Annotated in this window: 15 protein-coding genes; 10 read left to right on the top strand and 5 right to left on the bottom strand. The window is 61.9% G+C overall.

From position 1 onward, the window contains the following. Positions 1–4 precede the first annotated feature (4 nt). From LRS56_09780 to LRS56_09740, 9 genes are all read left to right on the top strand, one after another. A complete protein-coding gene (locus LRS56_09780; GenBank protein ID WDU64724.1) occupies positions 5–937 on the top strand; it encodes a DUF58 domain-containing protein in 933 nt (310 codons plus the stop codon). Further along, complete coding sequence (locus tag LRS56_09775; protein WDU64723.1) at positions 934–1,428, top strand: DUF4381 domain-containing protein; 495 nt, start codon at positions 934–936, stop codon at positions 1,426–1,428. Before LRS56_09780 ends, LRS56_09775 begins: the two co-directional genes overlap by 4 nt. After that, positions 1,421–2,509 carry a VWA domain-containing protein gene (locus LRS56_09770; GenBank protein WDU64722.1) on the top strand — a complete coding sequence of 363 codons (1,089 nt, stop codon included), beginning with the start codon at positions 1,421–1,423 and terminating at the stop codon, positions 2,507–2,509. The genes LRS56_09775 and LRS56_09770 overlap by 8 nt, the downstream gene beginning before the upstream one ends. Then, positions 2,506–4,245, top strand: coding sequence for a tetratricopeptide repeat protein (locus LRS56_09765; GenBank protein ID WDU64721.1), 1,740 nt, complete (start codon positions 2,506–2,508; stop codon positions 4,243–4,245). Before LRS56_09770 ends, LRS56_09765 begins: the two co-directional genes overlap by 4 nt. Further along, a complete protein-coding gene (locus LRS56_09760) occupies positions 4,242–5,882 on the top strand; it encodes a BatD family protein (GenBank protein ID WDU64720.1) in 1,641 nt (546 codons plus the stop codon). Before LRS56_09765 ends, LRS56_09760 begins: the two co-directional genes overlap by 4 nt. Positions 5,883–6,376: 494 nt before the next feature. After that, positions 6,377–6,661 carry a hypothetical protein gene (locus tag LRS56_09755; GenBank protein WDU64719.1) on the top strand — a complete coding sequence of 95 codons (285 nt, stop codon included), beginning with the start codon at positions 6,377–6,379 and terminating at the stop codon, positions 6,659–6,661. A 220-nt stretch (positions 6,662–6,881) separates the two neighbouring features. Beyond that, on the top strand, positions 6,882–8,123 hold the full coding sequence (locus tag LRS56_09750) for an exonuclease SbcCD subunit D C-terminal domain-containing protein (protein WDU64718.1): 1,242 nt from the start codon (positions 6,882–6,884) through the stop codon (positions 8,121–8,123). Beyond that, positions 8,120–11,758, top strand: coding sequence for an AAA family ATPase (locus tag LRS56_09745; GenBank protein ID WDU64717.1), 3,639 nt, complete (start codon positions 8,120–8,122; stop codon positions 11,756–11,758). The genes LRS56_09750 and LRS56_09745 overlap by 4 nt, the downstream gene beginning before the upstream one ends. Beyond that, positions 11,755–12,351, top strand: coding sequence for a glutathione S-transferase (locus LRS56_09740; protein WDU64716.1), 597 nt, complete (start codon positions 11,755–11,757; stop codon positions 12,349–12,351). Before LRS56_09745 ends, LRS56_09740 begins: the two co-directional genes overlap by 4 nt. A gap of 189 nt (positions 12,352–12,540) precedes the next feature. On the opposite strand, the gene LRS56_09735 is transcribed toward LRS56_09740, so the two are convergent. The 3 genes from LRS56_09735 to LRS56_09725 form a co-directional block, all read right to left on the bottom strand. Next, a complete protein-coding gene (locus LRS56_09735) occupies positions 12,541–12,720 on the bottom strand; it encodes a hypothetical protein (GenBank protein WDU64715.1) in 180 nt (59 codons plus the stop codon). A gap of 155 nt (positions 12,721–12,875) precedes the next feature. Continuing rightward, the gene (locus LRS56_09730; GenBank protein ID WDU64714.1) at positions 12,876–14,051 is read right to left on the bottom strand and encodes a lactonase family protein; all 1,176 of its coding nucleotides are present in this window, start codon (positions 14,049–14,051) and stop codon (positions 12,876–12,878) included. Beyond that, complete coding sequence (locus LRS56_09725) at positions 14,038–14,325, bottom strand: DUF5629 family protein (GenBank protein ID WDU64713.1); 288 nt, start codon at positions 14,323–14,325, stop codon at positions 14,038–14,040. The genes LRS56_09730 and LRS56_09725 overlap by 14 nt, the downstream gene beginning before the upstream one ends. Positions 14,326–14,475: 150 nt before the next feature. Between LRS56_09725 and LRS56_09720 the strand changes: the two genes are divergently transcribed. Continuing rightward, positions 14,476–19,344, top strand: coding sequence for a hypothetical protein (locus tag LRS56_09720; GenBank protein ID WDU64712.1), 4,869 nt, complete (start codon positions 14,476–14,478; stop codon positions 19,342–19,344). Between the two features lie 45 nt (positions 19,345–19,389). On the opposite strand, the gene LRS56_09715 is transcribed toward LRS56_09720, so the two are convergent. Together LRS56_09715 and LRS56_09710 are read right to left on the bottom strand one after the other, a co-directional pair. Then, positions 19,390–21,765, bottom strand: a complete 2,376-nt coding sequence (locus LRS56_09715) for an RND family transporter (protein WDU64711.1) — start codon at positions 21,763–21,765, stop codon at positions 19,390–19,392. Between the two features lie 15 nt (positions 21,766–21,780). Continuing rightward, complete coding sequence (locus tag LRS56_09710; protein WDU65716.1) at positions 21,781–22,821, bottom strand: YCF48-related protein; 1,041 nt, start codon at positions 22,819–22,821, stop codon at positions 21,781–21,783. Between the last annotated feature and the right edge of the window lies 1 nt (position 22,822).

The following is a 22,822-nucleotide window of genomic DNA, read 5'->3' as shown; positions in this document are numbered from 1 at the left end:
ACCCATGAATGCCAGCGATGGGATCCGCGTCACGCTCAGCGAACTGATTGAGATGCGCCACCGCGTGCGCGAAGTGCAGCTGTTTTCCACGCCGAGCCAGCGCAGCCCGCTGATCGGCCTGCACCACTCCAAGCTGCGCGGGCGCGGCGTCGACTTCGACCAGGTGCGCGTGTACCAGGCCGGGGACGACGTGCGCACCATCGACTGGCGCGTCACGGCGCGCACCCAGGAGCCGCACACCAAGCTGTTCCACGAAGAGCGCGAACGGCCGATTTTTATCATGGTGGAGCAAAGCTGCCGGCTGTTTTTCGGCTCCGGCCAGATGTTCAAGTCGGTGCTCGCCGCCCAAGCCGCCAGCCTGATCGGCTGGGCGGCGTTGGGCCATAACGATCGCGTCGGCGGGCTGGTGTTCGGCGATAACGAGCACTACGAAATCAAACCCCGGCGCAGCAAGCAAAGTCTGTTGCAGTTGCTCAACCGCCTGGTACGGGTCAACCAGAGCCTCAATACCGAAAGCCGCCCCGAAGCCGACGCCCTTGGCATGGCCCTGCGTCGCGGCCGTGAAGTGCTGCGCCCCGGCAGCCTGGTGATCGTGATTTGCGATGAGCGCGCCCTCACCGAAGGCGCCGAGCAACAGCTGAGCCTGCTGTCGCGCCATTGCGATGTGCTGCTGTTTCCGATCTCCGACCCACTGGACCACGCCCTGCCCGCCGCCGGGCTACTGCGTTTTGCCGAACGCGGCGCGCAGCTGGAACTGGACACGCTGAACTTCGACCTGCGCCAAGCCTACAAGGCCCAGGCCGAAGCCCGCATTGCCCGCTGGGAACTGCTCGCACAAAAACTGCGCATCCTGCTGATGCCCTTGAGCACCCAAAGCGAAATGGTCGAGCAACTGCGCGAATACCTCAACCCGCAACGCCCGGTTAAAAAGCAATGAGCAGCCTCGACCAACTGCAACCGCTGATCGCCCCACCGGCCATTGGCTTCTGGCCACCTGCACCGGGTTGGTGGCTGTTGTTGCTGGTGATTCCGTTGCTGGGCTGGGGGCTGTGGTCCCTGCGGCGCTTTTTGCCCGCGCGCCGACCATTGGCCCGCGCCGAACAACCGCTGGACCCGTTGCGCATCGCCGCTCTGGCCGAGCTGGCCTTGATGCCCAAACCCTACGACGGCGCACCCGCTGGCGCCTGGCTGCAACAACTCAACGGCCTGCTCAAGCGCCTGTGCCGCAACGACTACCCCTACAGCCAGAGCCACACCCTCAACGGGCGCAAATGGCTGGCCTTCCTCGACAACCGCTGCCCCGCCGCCGGCCTCACGCGCTGGATGGTGCTGGTGGAAGGCGCCTACAAGCCCGAATGCAAACTCGACGACAAAGCCATCGCCGGGCTGACCCAAGCCGTCGACACCTGGATTCGCAAACATGTTTGAGTTCGCCTGGCCGTGGATCTTCGCCCTGTTGCCATTGCCCTGGTTGATGCGGCTTATTTTGCCGGTGGCCGACAGCGGCGAGCCTGCGCTCAAGGTCAGCTACCTCAGCGACCTCGAGGGCCTGGCCCGCCGCCGCGCCCGGGTGAACCTGCCGGGCTGGCGCCAGCAAGCGCCGTTCGTGGTGTTGTGGCTGCTGCTGTTGACCGCCGCCGCCCGCCCGGAATGGCTTGGTGAACCACTGCCGATTGCCGCCAGTGGCCGCGACCTGCTGGTGGCGGTGGACGTGTCCGGCTCCATGGACTTTCCCGATATGCACTGGCAGGACGAGGACGTCAGCCGCTTGAACCTGGTACAGCATTTGCTCGGTGACTTCCTCGAAGGCCGCGAAGGTGACCGCGTGGGCCTGATCCTGTTCGGCAGCCAGGCGTACCTGCAAGCGCCGCTGACCTTCGACCGGCGCACCGTGCGCACCTGGCTCGATGAAGCGCGCATCGGCATCGCCGGCAAAAACACCGCCATCGGCGACGCCATCGGCCTAGCTTTGAAGCGCCTGCGCCAGCGCCCGGCGCAAAGCCGCGTGCTGATCCTGGTTACCGACGGCGCCAACAACGCCGGGCAGATCGACCCGCTGACCGCCGCACGCCTGGCCGCCGAAGAAGGCGTGAAAATCTACCCGATCGGCATCGGCGCCGACCCCGAGCAAACCGGCTCGCTGGGCATCCTGGGGGTTAACCCGAGTTTGGATCTGGACGAACCTGCCCTCAAGGCGATTGCCGAGGCCACCGGCGGGCAATACTTTCGCGCCCGCGATGGCAACGAGCTGCAAGCGATCAAGCAAACCCTCGACCAGCTTGAACCGGTGGAACAACAACCGACCCAGGCCCGCCCGGCCCAGGCGCTGTACAGCGCGCCGCTGGCGTTGGCGCTGGTGTTGAGCATGTTGCTGGTGATCCAGGAACGCTGGCCGAACAACGCGTTGCAACGGCTGTTCAACAAACTGACCAGCAAGGGGATTTTCCTGCAACAACACCCGCAATGGCGCCAGCGCCTCAAACGCCTGCGTTTGCGGAGGCGTCGATGATCGACCTGTGGCCGCACTGGTTCCGCCCCGGGTGGCTGTTGCTGCTGCCGTTGCTCGGCTGGTTGCTGTGGCAGCTGTGGCATCGGCAAAAGCGCGCCGGGCGCTGGCAGGTGATCCTGCCGCCGGCCTTTCACGCGGTGCTGCTCAGTGGCGGCAACGGCCGCGAAAGCAAAGCGCCGTGGGTGGTGCTCGGTATTGCCTGGCTGTTGGCCGTACTCGCGCTGCTCGGCCCCAGCTGGCAAAGAGTCGAGCAGTCCAGCCAGAAGCCCTCCGACCCGCTGGTGGTGTTGCTGGAGCTGACCCCGGAAATGCTCGCCACCGACAGCCCGCCCAACCGCTTGGAGCAAGCGCGGCGCAAGCTGTATGACCTGTTGCAGGCGCGCACCGATGCGCAAACCGCCATCATCGTGTACGCGGGCAGCGCCCACACCTTGGTGCCGCTGTCGGACGACCTGGCCACCAGCCGCAACCTGCTCGAAGCCCTGCGTCCCTCGCTGATGCCCGAGCCCGGCCACCGCGCCGACCTCGCGGTGGAAAAAGCCCTGGGCTTGCTCAAGCACGGTGGCCTGGGCCAGGGCCGCCTGCTGCTGATCGGCTCCTCGCTGTCCAAGCAGGAACGCCAAGGCATTCGCCTGGTGCTGCAAAGTGCGCAGGCGCCGAGTCTGTCGATCCTCGGCATCGGCAGCCGCGAGGGCACCCCGGTAACCCAGGAGAGCGGCGAATTCCTCAAGGATGAACAAGGCGCGATCCTGGTGCCGCGCCTCGACAGCCCGACGCTCAAAGCTTTCGCCAGCGAAATGGGTGGCCGTTACCGGGCTGCGCGCCTCGACGACAAAGACCTGCGCCAACTCGGCGTGTTGGACACCCCGCAAGCCCTGCGCAATGACGGCCAACTGCTGCACCTCGATACCTGGGCCGATCAGGGTTACTGGCTGCTTCTGCCGCTGTTGTTGCTGGCCGCCTGCGCCGCGCGCCGTGGCTGGCTGTTTTGCCTTCCCCTGTTGTTGATGGCTGCGCCGCAGCCCAGCTACGCCTTCGGCCTGCAAGACCTGTGGCTGCGCCCCGACCAGCAGGGCCAATACCTGCTCAAGAAAAAACGCCCGGCCGAGGCCGCCGAACACTTCGAAGACCCGCAATGGCAAGGCGTGGCGCTGTATGAAGCGGGCAACTACGCCGACGCCATCAAGCGTTTTGCCGAGGGCAATGACGCCTATTCCCACTACAATCGCGGAAACGCCCTGGCTAAATCCGGCGAATTGGAAGCCGCAATCGACGCCTACGAACAAGCCCTGGAAGCCCAGCCCGACTTGCAGCCGGCCCTGAAAAACAAAGCCCTGGTGGAAACCTTATTGCAGCAACAGGCGCAGCCCGAGCCCGAAAAACCGGCAAAAAACGAGGATGACGAAACCACCCAACCCGGCCAAACTGCGCAACCGGGCGCCAGCGGGCAAAATGCAGCGGGCGGTGAACAGTCATCCCAGGGCCAGAGCGAAGCCGGTACCGGCGAGACCAAACCCGGCAGCACACCGCAAAGCGGCGGCAATGAAGTACCGGGCAGCGAGCTTGGGGATGAGCAAACCACCACCCCGCCGCTGCGCCCCACCGACGCCAGCCTCGACGGTGAACACCGCCAGGCCCTGGAACAATGGCTGCGGGAGATCCCGGACAACCCCGGCGAACTGCTGCGACGCAAATTCTGGTACGAACAGCAACAACATCAGGACAAGACTCGATGAGCCGCCGCACCACCCTACTGCTTTTGCTCGCGTTGTCGGCAGGCCACGCCCAGGCGGCGACCCTGACCGCCAGTGTCGACCGCAGCCGCCTCAATTCCGGCGAAACGGTAGAGCTGACGGTGGAATCCAGCGACGTCACCCAGTTCGGCAAGCCCGACCTGTCGCCGCTGGACGCGCAGTTCGAAGTCAGCGGCACGCGCCAGCTCAACCAGCTCACCACCCTGGGCGGCGATAACCATGCCACCACGCGCTGGATCATCACCTTGTTGCCCCGGCAGAACGGCACTGTGGTCATCCCGCCGCTGCAAGTGGGCGACTACAAGACCCAGCCAATCAGCCTGCAAGTGGTGGAAACCGCCAGCCAGAACACCAGCGCGGAACTGGCCCCGGTGTTTGTCGAAGCCAACCTCGATCAGAGCACCGTGTATGTGCAGGCTCAGGCGTTGCTGACGGTGCGCGTGTACCACTCGGTGTCGCTGTATGACGACAGCAGCCTCACGCCCTTGCAGATCCCGGATGCGCGCGTGGAGCAGTTGGGCGAGTCGCGCACCTATGAAAAAGTCATCAACAGCATCCGCCACGGCGTGATCGAAACCCGCTACGCGATCTACCCGCAGCACAGCGGCAGCCTGGACATTCCCACGCAAACCTTCAGCGCCACGCTGGTGGAGTCGCGCCCGCCACAAGAGAACACGCTGCAAGGCACCAAGCCGGGCAAGCTGATTCACGTCAGCTCCGCGCCCTTGCAACTCACGGTCAAGCCCAAGCCGGAGCTGTACCCCGCCGACGCCCCCTGGCTACCGGCGCGCAGCCTGACCCTGAGCGAAAACTGGAACCCGGTGCCCGACCACGTGCAGGTCGGTGACTCGCTGACCCGCAGCCTGACGATCAAGGCCGAGGGCTTGTCCAGCGCGCAACTGCCGGCCCTGCCCAGCACCGACATCAATGGCCTGCGCCGTTATCCGGACCAGCCGGTGCTCGGCAACCAGAGCAATGATCGCGGCCTGATCGGCAGCCGCGAAGACCGCGAAGCGCTGGTGCCCACCCGCATCGGCGCGCTGGAACTGCCCGCCGTGGAAGTGCTGTGGTGGAACACCCACGAAGACCACCTGGAGCGCACCAGCCTGCCGGCCCGCACCCTGCAAGTGGCGAACAACCCGAGCCTGGTGGTGGACACCCCGGCCACCCCCACCATCATCACCGCCCCCGACGACAGCCGCCTGTGGCTATGGCAGCTCAGCACCTTGATGCTGGCCTGCACCACCCTGCTTGGCTTCGGCCTGTGGTGGCGTGCGCGCTGGCAACCGGCGGTGCTGCGCGCCGCGCAAACCGGCCCGAGCCCGCGCAGCCTGCTCGACGACCTCAAGCGCGCCACCCAGGCCAACGACCCCCAGGCCACCCGCCAGGCACTGGATGCGTGGGCGCGCCAGCAACCGGAAACCCTGGCCGACATGGCCGCACGGTTTGTGCCGTTGTCCGACGCCCTGGACGGGCTGAACGGTGCGCTGTACAGCGAGAGCGGCCAGTACTGGCTGGGCGAAGACCTGTGGCGTGCAGTCAAGGCCATTCCAGTGGCCGAGCGCGAGCAAGACCCGGCGACGGATACCACCAGCTTGCCGCCTCTATACCCTAAGTAACCGATGGACTTTTGTGTCTCGCAGGCTTGTTGTGGCGAGCGGGCTTGTTGTGGCGAGCGGGCTTGCCCGCGTTGGGCTGCAAAGCAGCCCCAGTAAAGCCACCCCATTAATCCAGGCAAATCGCGATCACCGGTTTAGGGCCGCTTCGCAGCCCAACGCGGGCAAGCCCGCTCGCCACAAAAAAGCTCATCGCCAGCAATCCTTATCCCTTTAATTTGCGGGAAGTTTCCTAGACAATCCCACGGGCTTGCGCCTGCTCATTTCACTGGCTAGCCTTCGCTCCGTCGCTGCATATCAGCGATCGGGTGTGGAAACCTGTGAACTAGTAGGCGTCATGATCGTATGAAAACGCTCAATGGCGGCTGTACGCGGGCAGACTTCGGTCTGGCCGAGTCCTACTACTCGGTTTTCCACCCCGCGTATGGCTGCCACCTAATCTGCCGTGTGGAAACGGCACAGGATGGCTCCCCAACTTATTAGTAGGAGCTTTACTCATGAACAAAATCGTCCCAGACCCACCCCGCGAAATCTTCGAGCGCGCCCTCAGCCACTACCTGAAACCCGACTCACAACCGCCTTTCTCCGTGCACCAGGACCTCAGCTTCGAAGACGCCCTCGCCCAGATCTGCGACCTGCTGCGCTGTGCAGCCGCCACCGCCGCCGGCACCACCCAGGCGCTGCTCGGCAATGAGCGCCACATGGCCGGCGCCACCGAACACCTGATCAACAATGCCAAAACCCTGGCCGACCGCGCACTGAACTGCCTGCACAACGCGTAATCCCTGTAGCACACCGTTGTGGCGAGCGGGCTTGCCCGCGTTGGACTGCGTAGCAGTCCCATTCTTTTAAACAAAGCACGGGGTCGCTTCGCGACCCAACGCGGGCAAGCCCACTCGCCACAGGTACAGTGTTTGGCCTTAAAAGTGGACAGCATTCAGGCTAGCCGCAGGCTTTTACAGGTAAACTCCCCTCCTTTTCATCTTCTGCACGGAGTTCGCCTTGCGTCTGTTTCACACCTCCGACTGGCACCTCGGCCAAAACCTGCATGGCCAGGAACGCGACTTCGAACACGCTTGTTTCCTTGAGTGGCTGCTGGGCCAATTAAACGCCCAGCGCCCGGATGTGCTGCTGATCGCCGGCGATATCTTCGACACGGTCAACCCGCCGCTCAAGGCCCAAGAGCGGCTGTATGACTTCATCATCAGCGCCCACGAACAGAACCCCAAACTGACGATTGTGATGATCGCCGGCAACCACGACTCCGGCTCGCGTATCGAATTGCCTGCGCCGTTGATGCGCCGCCTGCGCACCCATGCGCTGGGCCGCGTGCTGTGGCTGGACGATGGCCAACTGGATGCCGAGCGCCTGCTTATCCCGTTGCCCGATGCCAAGGGCAAAATCGCCGCCTGGTGCCTGGCACTGCCGTTTTTGCGCCCGGCGGAAGTCACCGGCGCGCACCTGGGCGACGATTACCTGCGTGGCATTGGCCAAGTGCATGAAAGGCTGATCGCTGCCGCGAATGCCAAACGCAAAAAAGGCCAGGCGCTGATCGCCATCAGCCATGCGCACATGGCCGGTGGTTCGGTGTCGGAAGATTCCGAGCGCAGCCTGATCATCGGTAATGCCGAGGCGCTGCCCGCCAGCCTGTTCGATGCCAGCGTGGGTTATGTCGCCCTTGGCCACCTGCACAAGCCGCAACGGGTGAATGGCGAGGAGCGTATTCGCTACAGTGGCTCACCGATTCCGCTGTCATTTTCCGAAATCGGCTACAAGCACCAGATTCTCGATGTGACCTTCCAGGGCCAATGCCTGGTGGGTGTCGAACCGATCCTGATCCCCCGTTCGGTCGACCTGCAACGCCTGGACGCCGCACCGCTGGCGGATATTCTCAAGGCGCTGGCCGAGTTGCCCGACGTCGACCTGCTGGCCGAAACCCAGCGCCACCCCTGGCTGGAAGTGCGCGTGCGCCTCGACGAGCCGCAACCCGACCTGCGCCAGCAAATCGAAACTGCACTGCAAGGCAAAGCCGTGCGCCTGGTGCGCATTGCCGCCGAATACGCCGGCAAGGGCCGTCGCGAAGATGACAACGAAGAACGCCTGATCGAGCTGGACCAGCTCACCCCGCAGGAACTGTTCAGCCGCGCCTGGCAGGACAGCTACGGCAGTGAAGTGGATGAACAGACCTTGAAGGATTTCGCCGTGCTGCTCCAGGGGGTGCAACAGGAGGAGCAACAGCCATGAAGATCCTTGCTATCCGCCTGAAAAACCTCGCCTCGCTGGCCGGCCCGTTCGAGATCGACTTTACCGCCGAGCCCCTGGCCAGCGCCGGGTTGTTTGCGATTACCGGCCCGACCGGCGCCGGTAAAAGTACCTTGCTCGATGCCTTGTGCCTGGCGCTGTTTGGTGCAGTGCCACGCCTGGGCGACACCGGCCAGGCGAAAATGCCGGACGCCGATACCGATATATCCATCGGCGACCCACGCACCCTGGTCCGTCGCGGCACCGGCGGCGGGTATGCCGAGGTGGATTTTGTCGGCGTCAGCGGGCGTCGCTACCGCGCACGCTGGGAAGCCAACCGCGCCCGCGACAAGGCCAGCGGCAAGTTGCAGAACAGCCGCCAGAGCCTGATCGACCTGGACAGCGACCAACTGCTGGCCAGCCAGAAAACCGAATACAAGACCCAGCTGGAACTGGCCCTGGGCCTGAATTTCGAGCAGTTCACCCGCGCCGTTTTGCTGGCGCAGAGCGAGTTCAGTGCCTTCCTCAAGGCCAACGATAACGAACGCAGCGAACTGCTGGAAAAACTCACCGACACCGCGCTGTATACCCAGCTCGGCCGCCGCGCCTTCGACAAGGCCAAGGACGCCCGCGACGCCCATAAAGCCTTGCAAGACCAGGCCACCGGCGTGGTGCCCCTGGCGCCGCAAGCCCGTGCTGAACTGGATCAACAACTGGCCGAGGCCCAGCTACAGCTCAAGACTCAGCAAGCCCAACTCAAGCAGTTGGAGTTGCAGCACACCTGGCTCAAGGAACTGCGTGAATGGCAGGAGCGCCAGCAAAGTGCTACGGAGCAACTGCAACGGGCGCAGGCGGATTGGGACAGCCAGGCCCCGCAACGCCAGGACCTGAGCCGCCTGGACCAGTTGGCGCCGCAACGCCATCAGTTCGCCCGCCAGGCTGAACTCGGGACGTTGCTGACCCCACTCGCCGCACAGATTCAGCAGCACCTCGAGCAGCAAACCGCGCTGCAGGCCCGTCAGGAGCAGGCGCAACAACAGCAAGCCGCCGCCCAGGCGGCCTTGGCTGAAGCCCTGAAGCAGCAGGCTGACGCGGTGCCGTTGCTGCGCCAGGCATTTGAAGAACAAAGCACCCTCGCCCACCTGACCAAAGACCTGGCCAGGCGCAGCGACGACAAACAGCAGCAGGAAAGCGCCTGCACTGACGGCCAGGCATTGCTCAATGGTTTGCTGGAGAAGCAAGCCCAGGTCGCTGGGCGCCTGCAACGCCTGGCCGCCGAGCTTGAACGCAGTGCGGCGTTTGCGCCGTTGAGCGATGCCTGGGTTGCCTACCGCGACCGTTTACAACAATTGATGCTGATCGGCAATCGCCTGAACAAAGGCCAGGCCGAACTGCCGCAGCTTGAACAGCGCGCCACCAGCGCCGCCGAACAGTTCACCCAACAACGCGAAGCGTTGGACCTGCTGTACCAGGAAGCCGGTGCCGAACCGCACGCTGTCGCCGAACAAATCCAGTTACTTGCAAGCCTCCTGCAAGACAATCGCAAGCAGCAACGCGCCTTCGAAGACCTCACGCGCTTGTGGGACAGCCAGCAGCAGTTGGATCAAGAAGCGGCCAAGCTGACGCAAAAACTTGCGCAGGCGCAGCAACAACGCGAACAGCTGAACCAGACTGGCCTGCAAACCAAAGCCGAGTTGACGGTGGCCGAGCAAACCCTGACGGTGACCAAACAATTGCTGGAGCGCCAACGCCTGGCGCGCAGTGCCAGTGTCGAGGAGCTGCGCGAGCAATTGCAGGATGATCAGCCGTGCCCGGTGTGCGGCAGCCATGAACACCCGTACCACCAGCCCGAAGCCCTGCTGCAAAGCCTCGGCCGGCATGATGAAAACGAAGAAGCGGCGGCGCAGAAAGCCGTCGACACGCTCAAGGAAAAACTCACCGAACTGCGGGGCGAAGTGGGTGGGTTGATCGCCCAGCAAAAAGAATTCCTGCAACAGCAGGAGCTGTTATCGACGCAACAACAGGGCCTGGCACCAAGCCTGCAAGCACACCCGTTGTCCGCCTCGCTGTTCAATCAGGAGGCGGCAAAACGCAGCGCCTGGCTGGCGCAGCAGTTGAACCAACTGACGCAAAGCATCGGCCAGGATGAACAGCGCCAAGGCGCCCTGCTCAACCTGCAACAAAATGCCGGGCGTTTGCAGCAGCAACTGCAAGCCGCCCAGGACGCGAGCCAACAAGCCCGTCAGTTGCTGGTGGACCAGCAGCGCGAGCTGTCCAACGACCGCGAACGCCTCGACGAAGAATTGCAGGCGTTTTCCGGCCTGCTGCCCGCCGAGACACTTGAAGGCTTACGCCGTGAACCGGCAGCGACCTTTATGCAGCTGGACCAACACGTCAGCCAGCGTCTGGAACAGCTGGGCCATCAGCGCGATGAACTGGCCGAGCAGCAAGAGCGCCAGCAGGCTATCGAGAAAGAACAGACCCATCAGCAGCATCGCCAGCAGCAACTGCAAGCCCTGCAGCAGCAAGTCACTGACCTGGCCACACAGCAACAGGCCGCCGAGGAAAAGCTCAGCGCCCTGCTGGGTGAGCACGCCAGTGCCGAACACTGGCAACTGCAGCTGGACCACGCGGTGGCGCACTCACGCCAGAGCGAGGCCGACGCCAATCAACAGCTGCAAGACTTGCGCAACGCCTTGATCCAACTGGCCGCCGACCTCAAGGCCCAGCAGGAACGCCAACAGGCATTGGGCGCCGAACAGCACAGCCTCAACGAACGCCTGAGCGAATGGCGCGCCTTGCACCCGGAATTGGACGACGACGGGCTCACGCGTTTGCTGGCCTTCGATGACAACCAAGTCAACGAATTGCGCCAACACCTGCAACACAGCGAAAAAGCCGTCGAACAAGCCAAGGTGCTGCTGCAGGAGCGCGAACGACTTCTGGCCGAGCACCAGAACCTGCACAACGGCAACCTGGAGGCCGAAGAACTGGACAGCACCCTGGCCGCGCTTAATCAGCAATTGGCCGATGGCGAAAAACACTGCGCCGAACTGCGCGCACGCCAGTCCGAAGACCAGCGCCGCCAGGACGCCAACAGTGCCTTGGCCGAGCAAATCGCCAACGCCTACGACGAGTGGCAGCGCTGGGCGCGCCTGAACGCGCTGATCGGCTCGGCCACCGGCGACACTTTCCGCAAGATCGCCCAGGCTTACAACCTCGACCTGCTGGTGCACCACGCCAACGTGCAACTGCGCCAGCTCGTGCGGCGCTATCGCCTCAAGCGCGGCGGCAGCATGTTGGGCCTGTTGGTGCTGGACACGGAAATGGGCGACGAATTGCGCTCGGTGCATTCGTTGTCGGGCGGCGAGACGTTCCTGGTGTCGTTGGCGCTGGCGTTGGGCTTGGCGTCGATGGCGTCGAGTACCTTGAAAATCGAATCGCTGTTTATTGACGAAGGCTTCGGCAGCCTCGACCCGGAATCGCTGCAATTGGCCATGGATGCCCTGGACGGCTTACAGGCCCAGGGCCGCAAAGTGGCGGTGATTTCCCACGTGCAGGAAATGCATGAGCGCATCCCGGTGCAGATCCAGGTCAAGCGCCAAGGCAACGGCCTGAGCACCCTGGAGGTCAAGTGAGCGAAACGCTGCTGTATTCGTTTCGGCGCTGCCCGTATGCGATGCGCGCGCGTTTGGCCTTGCGCTACGCAGGCGTGGCGGTGCGGATCGTCGAGGTGAGCCTCAAGGCCAAGCCGGCCGAGATGCTGGCGCTGTCGCCCAAGGGCACGGTGCCGGTGCTGAACGTGGATGGCGCGGTGATCGATGAAAGCCTGGACATCATGCGCTGGGCCCTGGCGCAGCATGACCCGGATAATTGGCTGCTGGGCGGCGACCCGGCGGTGGCGGCACTGATCGCCGAAAATGATCAGGTGTTCAAACATCATTTGAATCGATACAAGTATGCCGAACGCTACCCACAGCAGCCGATGGAACACTATCGAGCCGAGGGCGAGGTGTTTTTGCAGAAACTGGAGGAGTTGTTAGCGGGCCGTGCGTATTTACTGGCCGATCACCCGAGCCTGGCGGACATGGCCCTGGCGCCGTTCGTGCGCCAATTCGCGCACGTGGACCGGGACTGGTTTGCCGGCACGCCGTATAGCCGATTGCAGCAGTGGCTTGAGACGATCGTGCAGTCGCCGCTGTTTATCGCAGTGATGGCGAAGGCCACCTAACGCCCGGTGGCGAGCGGGCTTGTCGTGGCGAGCGGGCTTGTTGTGGCGAGCGGGCTTGCCCGCGTTGGGGCGCGAAGCGCCCCTACAACCCGGCACCGCAGGCTTACCGACACCCTGTATTCATCTTGATAGGAGCCGCTTCGCAGCCCAACGCGGGCAAGCCCGCTCGCCACTGACCTTCGATCAGGCTCATTGCTGGGTTTTGTGGTCCAGGGCGGCGTAGAAGTTGGCGCTTTGTTGCAAGTATTTCTGGGTGTAGGCGCTGGTGCTGGATTTTTTGCCGCTGACTTCGACGCTGGCGGCAGCAGGCAGGGCCACGGTGGCGGAAACAGCGGAAGCGGCGATGATGGAGAAGAGATTCAAATTCATGTCGGTAACCCTTGTGTTCGTTTGGTTGAGTGGCCGGGAAGGCCTTGGAACCAAACTTACGCCCGAGGGCCAAGCCTTAGAAATGCTTTGAAACAGTAGCCGCTATTAATACAATTAATACTTAAGGTCAGGCCCCGCACTGCGGGGCCTGTGGCTTATTGACGCAGCACAAACTTGAGGTCGCTGGGCGCATCGATCGGCAATGTCTGCACGGTTTTACCCAGCAGGCCGGTCTTGGGGTCGCGCTCAACTACCACAATCGCGTTGCTTTTCTGGTTGGCGATCAGCAGGTACTTGCCACTCGGGTCGAGGCTGAACTCGCGGGGGTGGTCACCTTCAACGGAGCGACGTTGCAGCTCTTTGAGGTGCGCAGTGGCCGGGTCGATGCCGAACACCAGCAGCTGGTTGGCCGTGCCGCGATTGCTCACATACAGGAATTTGCCATCGCTGGACGCATGCAGCGCAGCTCCCGCCTTGTCAGACACCGGCTGGCCGGCCGCAAAGTCCACAAGTTGGGTCTGGGTCAGCTTGCCATCCTTGTAGTCGAACACCGCGACCTGCGCGCTCATCTCCGTGGTCAGCCAGGCGTGCTTGCCATCAGCGCTGAACAGCAGGTGACGCGGGCCGCTGCCCGGCGGCAATTGCACAAAGGCAGGCTCCGCCGGGGTCAGCGGCAGTTCCTGGTTGGCCTTGGGGTCATAGTGGTAGGCAAAAATCCGGTCTGCACCCAGGTCCTGCACAAACACGTATTTGCCATCCGGCGACGACACCACCGAGTGCACATGGTTGGACGCCTGGCGCTCAGGGTTGACCCGGCTGGCTGGGTGCCCGCTCAGTTGCACCGGCGCCGAGAGCTTGCCTTGGGCGTCGACCGGCAATACCGCCAGGCTGCCGCCCGGGTCTTCGAGGACCGAATAGTTGGCGACTAACAGGTAACGCCCGTCTGCGGACACGCTGGAATGCGTGGGCTCGTTGCCCAGGCTCTGCACCTGGTTGATCAGGGTCAGCTGATGATTCTGCGGGTCGATGCTGTAGCTGCTCACGCGGCCAACCGGGTCTTTCTGGCCCGGGCCGTTCTCATTGACCACAAACAGATGCTTCTGGTCTTTGGACACTGTCAGCCACGATGGGTTGGCCACCTTGGCCGCCAGCACCGGCTTACCGCTGAACTGCCCGGTACGGCTATCGAACTGCAAGCGGTAGATCCCTTCACTGGTGCCGGCGGTGTAGCTGCCGACCAACAGTTCATAGGTGTCCGCCGGTGCGGCTTGCACCGACATCGCGCCGACACTGCCGGCCATCAGCAGGGGCCAGAATTTACGCATCATCATCCGCTTCATCCTCATTGTTATTGTTGCCGGTGAAGGCGCTCATACAGATCAGGCGGTGCTCGCCCGAATCACCGGTAAGTATCCAACTGTGCAGTGTGTCATCGAAACGCGCGGCCTTTACCTGTTCCAGGCTGAAGTGCCAGCGTTTTTCAGCACGGCCGTCCATGGCAGTGATCAGCAGTTGCGTGTCATCGAGCTCAAACTCGAAGGCGTGCAGCCCGTCGATTTCGAGCATGTCGCTGGTGGCAAGGACGGTCGTCAAATTATCAGTCATCACAGTCTTTCATCAGGTTCAAAGTGCTCATGATAGGCCAGTTTGTGACTTCAGCCTAAACGGATACCCGAGTTAACGGGCTACCACCTGCTCCCGTGTCCCGAACACTAACGTGCGTATCACTCCCACCCGATACCGAGGCATGCATTCATGTCGCACACACTCGTTCCACACGTTAGCAACGCGGCACAATCGGCCGTCCGCGCGCAGTTCGCTGAGCGCCCGACACTGCGCTCGGTGGTTGCTCAACGCCTTCGCAGCAGCTTGCTGGAAAAATACCCGCCGCTGACCCTTCCAGTCGATCAACTACGCCTCGCCATTCCACGCGACAGCGGTGGGCGTGGGCTCTATCCACTGCTGGAGGTAGCGCTGCAGTACCTGGCCGATGGCACCTACCCTGACCTATCGACTCGAAATAATCTCGACGGCTATTTAAGTGACGCCACGGGTACACGATTGACCTATACCCTAACGGTCGCCAAACCCTACGACCTGAACGTTGTCGAGGCGGTCATACGGGAGCTGCAATGGTTGGTGTATATCGATTTTCAAGATGCACTCGCGCAGTTCTGGGGGCAGCCCGACGCGCCTGCCATTAGCCACTGGTCGTGGTTGTCGGGGTTGCTGCAAAGCAATCTGCGGGAGACTGCGATTCGCCACTCGCACACTGATGAAGCGCAGTTGCGCGGGCTCACCGCTCTCACAAACTGCCCGGATCGCCAGTCCCGCCTCGCCCTGCCGTGGCCCGACAAGGGTGTTCGCGCGTACACCCTGGAAAGCACGGTGACGTGGGCGGGTCATTCCGTCAGCGTGCAAGCGTGCGACATCCTGGTAACGGCTGCCAATCGGGTCTGGCTGTGCCGGTTTTCGGGAGAAATCGAACCCTATGCCAGCCTCGATGATTTCGGCAAGGCCTGGGGCGAGCGCCTGCAACAGCACTACCTGGCCGATGCCATTACCTGGCGTCAGTACGAACCTGACGGCTCGATTTTTGACAATCAGGCGGCGCTGGCACTTAACCAGCAACTGGAGGATCTGGCCCAGACCACACTGCCCGCGCGGTGCAGCGTGGCACAACTGGAACAACGCTTTGCCGACATTACCGACCCAGCCCCGTTGTTTGACGCCGCCCTTTCCCCTATCCGCGCCATGAGCGTGATCGCAGCTGGCCTGCCGGACTGGCTCAAGGACGCCTCCCCTGCCGACCGTTTTGCCTATCGCCAGTGCCTGCTGGAAGAGGCCAGCGCCAAGAAGCTGGCCAACGGCGACAGCTACTTGAACGGACTGGACAGCATCAAGGACTTCGCGAAAAAAGCACTGAATAAACAATTGTGCCTGGGTTACATGAAGGCGCACGCGCCGCAAGGTTCCGAACTTTCGCAGATGTGCGCTGACGGGGCGCTGCCCTCACCCTATGACGCAGACAAGCTGCAGGTGAACTTCAAGGTGCCCTATGGCGACCTGCGTGGCGGCTTCGTGGAATCCGTCAATATGGGCCTTATCGACCTGGCCCTGAAAAACCTCTCGGGCAAGCCCAAAGGGACGATGACGGTAAGCCACAGCAACGGCGAGGTCCTTGAAGCGTGGCTGACCCCGGAGTACCTGTTGGACATTGTGCAGGCAGTGGATATCGGTAAAACCTACCCCGACTACATCCGCACGCATTTGATGGGCGAGAGCCCGGAGGCGCAACGGCGCCAGCAGCTGTTCGCCCAGTTACAGCCCGTGTTGCTGTCCACCCAGGCAACTGAGTACAGGATCCGTGGTTTGCACGGTTTTACGGCTCGTGGCCTGCAGTTAATCAAAGCCGTATTCAACCCTGTCCGGACACAACGCTGGGTGCAGGACGATGAAATTGTCATGCGCCCACTGGCCTTTCAGCGCAAACCCGGGGCCACGGCTGATGTTGTACAAAATATGTTTATCATCGAGACGCGCAACACCAAGAGGGGACCGCACCTGCTCTATCGCCCCTCCTACCAGGCCCAACTGATTCAGTTCGAAACCCGCGATGCGTTACTGGCAATGATTGCCACGCCAGGAGCGCTACAGGAGAGCGTCCTGGCATGGTTATCAGACGGCGCTCGGGGGATCTACAGCAATGGCGGCTTCCTGGAGCCGCACTATGTACGGATCGGCATCGGCTCGGAGTTCGACATGTTGCCCCCCGTCCCCAAACCGGCAACGCTGGCGAGCGTCGATGACAGCAGTGCTGACGAACTTCTGCAGTTTTTGCAGAGCGGCAAGCTCATGCAATTCCTGTATGGCAGCGAGGTATGCACGCTGCTGAACCAGGCAGAAGCCGACTCGACCTCCAATACCGAAAGCCGGTGGGCGCTGATTCTGGAGGGTCTGGAAATTGGGTTCAATACGGTGTTGACTGTGGCACGGGGCCCCATCGCAATAGTGGGCTGGATGCTGCAACTGGCCATGAGCCTCAAAAAGGATATTCCGGCCTTGGAGAGCGCTGACCCAATCGCTCGAGAGCTGGCCTGGGTCGACGTGTTAATGAATATTGGCATGTTGCTGCTGCACATGGGCCAACACACCGACATTGCGCCTGCCGCCAGCTCGGATACCACTCGCGTGCTGGCACTTGAACCGCTGCGCCGTAAAGCCTCCTCGCCCCTCACCCATGCACCGACCATCAGGCGTGGCGCCGTGGGCGTTGCATCAGAGCCGCCGGGGGACGGTAAGACCCCACTCGACTTTGATCGATCCTTCAGCGGTGATTCGGCTGCGGGCGTCGCCCTTGAAAAACTGCGGGCGATCAGCGTGCCCTGGCCTGTCCCATTGCCGGAGCCAATCAGCATCGGTCTGTACGAAGGCCTCTACAGAATAGGTACGCGGTGGTACGCCAGCGTCGGCGGTCTGTTGTTTGCGGCGAACATCGTCCCTGGTTTCGGCGAGGTGTTCATCATCGACCCGAATAGGCGGGAGCAGCCAGGGATAAAGCTCCAGTCACTTGGCCGAGGCCGCTGGATCCTTGACCGAGGGCCAAAAATGCTAGGGGGTGGCCCGAAACGCATACAGGCTGCAAGGCAAAGACTTCAAGAAACGAGGGACAGACTTACCAACAGGCTCGGCGAGCTAACGACAGAGTTCTCGGCGTTCTCGCAACCGCACGAGCAATTGAACGGGCGGTTGAGGGACGCCAGCAAGACGATGGAGACGGAATACAAAAAACTTCACGAATCATGGAAGCTGCTCCAAAACGCCACCGAAACCAACCGGCCGTTTCTAACAAAGTGGCACGCGCAGGCAAAACTTCGACGACAAAATGCATCCATTCAATTCAAGGGTTTCCTGGACACCTTTCGAGATAGCCTGCCCAGGACAACCGAGTTAATTCAGAATATCAGCACAGTGCTAAAAGACTTGGCTAACGCGGGAGTGGAGACGCCAGGCAGGGAACAACACCTGCGACTGATCTGGCAGGATCTGAATCTCATGCGCGAAATGCTAAGCAGCAGAACTGGAGACCTTTCCTTCAGCAGTGACGGCGAACGCATGCAGGACCTGATCAAGCGCGTGTACCCAACCGATGGGGCCCTGGTTGACAGCATCGCCAGCTCAGAATACCAAGCCAATACGCTGGAGCTGTTCAATTCCTGGGACGAGGAGACGACCTTTGCGAGTGACATGGCGTCCGTGCTTGAGCAGCTCAATAATTATTCCAAAGCCGGGCGGGCGCTGCGGGACACACTGCTGGCCACTATCGATCCGCCGAAGTTCTTTGCCGCGAACGTAAAGCTCAAAGCCACCAGAATCCTGTTGATACTCGGTGTTGATATGGGCATCGAACCTCAGTCGCCCCAGGAAGACCAGGCCCTCGGACACCTGGACAGAACCGACCTGTACAAAGTAATGAGCACCCACATCGAGGTTCGTAGCAATGATGGCTACTCCCTCACGGAACAACGCGAGGTATACCAGACACTTATCAGCAAATATCGCCGCTATGAGGGGGCGATCAGCGCACTTGTGGATATTCACTCCGACAGCATGAAGCCGCCCTATTCCGACCAGCTTCTGCAGCGTTTGCACGAAGCACGAGCCATGGCAGAAAGCGAATTGGAAGACGTCGTGCGTAAGCAGGAAAAACTCGAAGTAAAACTGCCAAGGCCAATACCACTGAAGGCCAAGAAAGCCACAAAACGCGTATTCAAGACCCGCAAAAAGGAGTTCCTGATTGGTGACTTACAGCCGGCTGAAGGGGAGAACGCCCACGACCACATCATCATTACGGACGCCGCCAATGGCGACACCATCGCCTCCTATGAAGCGAATGAAGACGGTTGGAGCGACCCCGCCGACGCTCGGCAGACACGGCCTGCCCCACTGCTGGAAGAGTCGCTGCCGACACTCAGGGATCAAGGGAACCGTCTGGTCCAGCAACGCTCCGACATCGAGCACTGGGTTCGCAGCCAACTGTTGAAGCTCGACAGCCCACTCACCCGCGAAGACGTAAACCCTGCCGACTGGAGTGCGCTGCTCACCAACCATGCCGACGAACTCGCAGCCATCGCGGATGCGTTGCAGCAACACCGCCCAGGCTCACAGACGGCAGCCAAACTGATCGAGGACTATCGCGCGCACGCACGAGACATTTCCCGCTGGGCCGAGCAAGTCTGCGGCGACGCCTACAAGCGCCAATTACCGAGCATGGAGGGCCTGCAATACCTGTGGGACCATCAGCAAATCGATATCAACCTGACCAGTCGAGCCGACCCTCAGCGGCCAACCCTCAGCGGCGATTTCTTTACCGAGTACGCGGTTTATGACAAAGCTGCAAAACCGCCGAAAGTGTTGTGGTACGCGCACTTTCACTACGCCAGCGCCGACGCGGGTGCGCTTTGCACCCGCGCTCATTTGAAGTTGCCCGAGCAACGCAAATACACTCAAAAGGATTTGCTCAAGGTGCATGTACAAGCGGCTGCCGAGCCGTTGGGCAAAATCATCTACGTGTTGATCACCGCGCCTCAAGACCAGCTATTTTTAGCCATTACCCACTCTTGAGGGCATTGACCGAAAAGCCGGGCGCAACGCCCGGCTTTTCCCAGCCTAATGGGCAAACAGCGAGTTGCCCTTCTGCCCCGCGAGCTTCTCTGGTTTGATCAGGAAGCGTGCCAACGCCGGCAACAGCCACAGCGCGCCGAACATGTTCCACAACAGCATAAAGGTCAGCATCAAGCCCATGTCGGCCTGGAACTTGATCGCCGAGAAAATCCAGGTGCACACGCCGATCGCCAGGCACAGGCCGGTGAAGAGCACGGCTTTACCGGTGGACTTGAGCGTCTGGTAGTACGCCTCTTGCAGTGGCAACCCGGCGCGCAGGAAGCTTTCCAGGCGACTGTAGATATAGATACCGTAGTCCACGCCGATCCCCACGCCCAGCGCCACCACCGGCAAGGTCGCGACCTTGACGCCGATGCCCATGAACGCCATCAACGCGTTGCCCAGCACCGAGGTCAGCACCAGCGGCAGCACGATGCACAGGGTCGCCGCCCAGGAACGGAAGGTGATCATGCACATGGTGGCCACGCACAGGTACACCAGAATCAGGATGGTCAGTTCCGACTCCTTGATCACCTCGTTGGTGGCCGCTTCGATCCCGGCGTTACCGGCAGCGAGAATGAATTCCAGGCCGTCCTTGTTGTTTTCCTTGGCGAAGTCCTGCACCGCATGCACCGCACGGTCGAGGGTTTCGGCCTTGTGGTCGTTGAGGAACACCAGCACCGGCGCCAGCGAGCAATTGTTGTTGTACAGGCCATCGGCGCGGGCGATGGAGTTGTTCAGTACGTCGGGGTTGCGCGACAGGGTTTCCCATTTCAGGTTGCCCTCGTTCATGCCCTTGATCATCTGCTTGGACACGGTCACCAGCGAAATCGCCGACTGCACGCCCTCGGTGTTCTGCATCTTCCACATCAACTGATCGATGGGCGCCATGGCTTCATAGCGCGAACACCCTTCAGCCTTGGTCTTGACCATCACCACCAGCACATCGGAGCTGGTGGAGTAGTTGCTGATGATGAAGTTGTTGTCTTTGTTGTAGCGCGAGTCCGGGCGCAGTTCCGGCGCGCCCTGGTCGAGGTCGCCGATCTTCAGGTTCTGGCTATACCAAAGGCCGCCGCCGAAGGCGACCAGCGCCAGCAGGATCGAAACCGGCGCGACTTTGGCGCTGGCAAATTTCGACAGCAGGCGCCAGAACGGGTGGTCGCGGTGCGCATCCTTCTTGCTCCGGGCAATGGCGCGCTGGCTGATGCCGGCATAGGAAATCGCCACCGGCAGCAGGATCAGGTTGGTGAACACGATCACCGCCACACCGATGGAGGCGCCGATCGCCAGTTCACGGATCACGCCGATGTCGATGATCAGCAGCGTGATAAAGCCCACCGCATCCGCGAGGATCGCGATCATCCCGGGCAGGAACAGTTGTCGGAAGGTGCGGCGTGCGGCCGTAAGCGCGTTGTCCGCCTCACTCGATTGCAGGGCGATCCCGTTAATTTTCTGCACGCCATGGGAAATACCGATGGCGAAAATCAGGAACGGCACCAGCATCGAATACGGATCGAGGCCGAAGCCGAAGAAGTGCATCAAACCGAGTTGCCAGACCACCGCCACCAGCGTGGTGCTCAATACTGCGATGGTGCTGCGCAGGCAGTTGGTGAACCACAGCAGCAGAATCAAGGTGATGACGAACGCGACGCCGAAGAACAGCACCACCATCACCAGGCCGTCGATCAGGTCGCCGACCTTCTTGGCAAACCCGACGATATGGATCTTGACGTTGGGGTTCTGCGCCTCGAACTTGTCGCGGATCTTGTCTTCGAGTTCATGGGAGAACTTGCGGTAGTCCAGGGCCAGCAACTTGCCCTGGTCCTGCGGATCCGGGTAGGACTCCAGCAGCGGGATATCGACGATGCTCGACTTGAAGTCGTTGGCCACCAGGCGCCCGACCTGGCCGGACTTGAGTACGTTATTGCGCAGCTGGTCGAGGCTTTGCGCCGAGCCGTTGTAGCTCTGCGGGATCACTTCACCACCGGCGAAGCCTTCTTCGGTCACTTCGGTCCAGCGTACGCTGGGGCTCCACAGCGACTTGAGGCCCGAGCGGTCGACGCCGGAGATGTAGAACACCTCGTCGTTGATCTGGCGCAGGGTCTCCATGTACTCCTTGGTGAAGATGTCACCGTCCTTGGCCTCCACCGAGATGCGCACCGTGTTGCCCAGGTTCGCCAGGTCGTTGCGGTGTTCCATCATCTTTTCGATGAAGGGGTGCGTAAGGGGGATCATCTTTTCAAAGCTGGTGGACGGGCGAATCAACGTCGCCTGCCAGAACAGGAAAATGCTCACCAGCAGGCAGATCACGATCACTGCCGGGCGGTTGTTGAAGATCAGGCGCTCAAGAAAGGTCGCTTTATCGTTGTGATGACTGCTCATTCTTTCCCCGCCTTCTTATTGTTTTGTCGGTTCGGCGCCGGTGGCCGTGGCGATACGCACACCACCCTGCCCGGCCAGAATCAAGTTGCCATTGCCTGCCGCCGTCACCGACGAAAGCGAAATGCGATCCGGGCGATTGAACACGCTGAAGGTCACCCCATCGTCATGGCTGACCACCACGCTGCCGCCGTTGCCGACCACGACGATGGCGCCGTCATCGAGCAAGGTCGCGCCCGACAGACCAAACTCCAGCGCCCCACGCGCCGCGTTCAATTCGACCTGCTCCCAGGTGCTGCCGAAATCCGTGGAGCGATACAGGTTGCCGCGCAGGCCGTAAGCCAACAGGGTTTGCGGCTGTGCGGTGCTGATCACCCCGAACAACGAACCCTCGTAGGGGCCTTCGAGTTTTTCCCAGGTCTGGCCGTCGTCGCTGGAGCGGAACATGCTGCCCTGCTCGCCCACGATAAACAGGCCGGCGTCCTTGATGTGGGCGATGGCGTTGAGGTGGAACTGGTCTTCGTTGTCGAGGCGGTCGCTGACGTCGTCCCAGGTTTTACCGCCGTCGGTGGTTTCGATCAGCGCACCGTAGGCGCCCACGGCCAGGCCGTGGTTGGCGTCGTTGAACCACACGTCGAGCAATGGGGCTTCGCGCTTGAGGTCCTGATATTGCTGGGCCCAGGTGGCGCCGCCGTCGGAACTGGCGAGGATCTGCGCATCATGGCCGACCGCCCAGCCCTGTTTGTCGTCGACGAAATACACCGCCGTGAGCAGTTGCCGGGTCGGCACTTTGGCCTGGGCCCAGGTGCTGCCCTGGTCATCGGAATAGAGGATGTGCCCGCGATCACCGACCGCCACCAGGCGTTTGCCTGCATGCACCACGTCGATCATCAGGCCCTTGGCGGCCTTGGGGGATTCAATCGCAAAGCTGGTATCGCCGGCGGCCTGGACGGAGGTGGACAACGCGGCTGCCGTTACCCCCAGTCCAAACAGCGAGAGCGCTGCGGCCAGCATCGCAACCCTGCGTGCGGCGCGTGGGCGGCAAACAACCCAACCCATG

Source organism: Pseudomonas poae (assembly GCA_028869255.1).
Classification (GTDB): domain Bacteria; phylum Pseudomonadota; class Gammaproteobacteria; order Pseudomonadales; family Pseudomonadaceae; genus Aquipseudomonas; species Aquipseudomonas poae_C.
This window is presented reverse-complemented; position numbering and strand designations above follow the sequence as displayed.

Excerpts from the sequence above, each read along its gene's own strand:
- LRS56_09780 (WDU64724.1), top strand. The coding sequence starts at position 5 with ATGAATGCCAGCGATGGGATCCGCGTCACGCTCAGCGAACTGATTGAG.
- LRS56_09775 (WDU64723.1), top strand. The coding sequence starts at position 934 with ATGAGCAGCCTCGACCAACTGCAACCGCTGATCGCCCCACCGGCCATT.
- LRS56_09770 (WDU64722.1), top strand. The coding sequence starts at position 1,421 with ATGTTTGAGTTCGCCTGGCCGTGGATCTTCGCCCTGTTGCCATTGCCC.
- LRS56_09765 (WDU64721.1), top strand. The coding sequence starts at position 2,506 with ATGATCGACCTGTGGCCGCACTGGTTCCGCCCCGGGTGGCTGTTGCTG.
- LRS56_09760 (WDU64720.1), top strand. The coding sequence starts at position 4,242 with ATGAGCCGCCGCACCACCCTACTGCTTTTGCTCGCGTTGTCGGCAGGC.
- LRS56_09755 (WDU64719.1), top strand. The coding sequence starts at position 6,377 with ATGAACAAAATCGTCCCAGACCCACCCCGCGAAATCTTCGAGCGCGCC.
- LRS56_09745 (WDU64717.1), top strand. The coding sequence starts at position 8,120 with ATGAAGATCCTTGCTATCCGCCTGAAAAACCTCGCCTCGCTGGCCGGC.
- LRS56_09735 (WDU64715.1), bottom strand. The coding sequence starts at position 12,720 with ATGAATTTGAATCTCTTCTCCATCATCGCCGCTTCCGCTGTTTCCGCC.
- LRS56_09730 (WDU64714.1), bottom strand. The coding sequence starts at position 14,051 with ATGATGATGCGTAAATTCTGGCCCCTGCTGATGGCCGGCAGTGTCGGC.
- LRS56_09725 (WDU64713.1), bottom strand. The coding sequence starts at position 14,325 with ATGACTGATAATTTGACGACCGTCCTTGCCACCAGCGACATGCTCGAA.
- LRS56_09720 (WDU64712.1), top strand. The coding sequence starts at position 14,476 with ATGTCGCACACACTCGTTCCACACGTTAGCAACGCGGCACAATCGGCC.
- LRS56_09715 (WDU64711.1), bottom strand. The coding sequence starts at position 21,765 with ATGAGCAGTCATCACAACGATAAAGCGACCTTTCTTGAGCGCCTGATC.
- LRS56_09710 (WDU65716.1), bottom strand. The coding sequence starts at position 22,821 with ATGGGTTGGGTTGTTTGCCGCCCACGCGCCGCACGCAGGGTTGCGATG.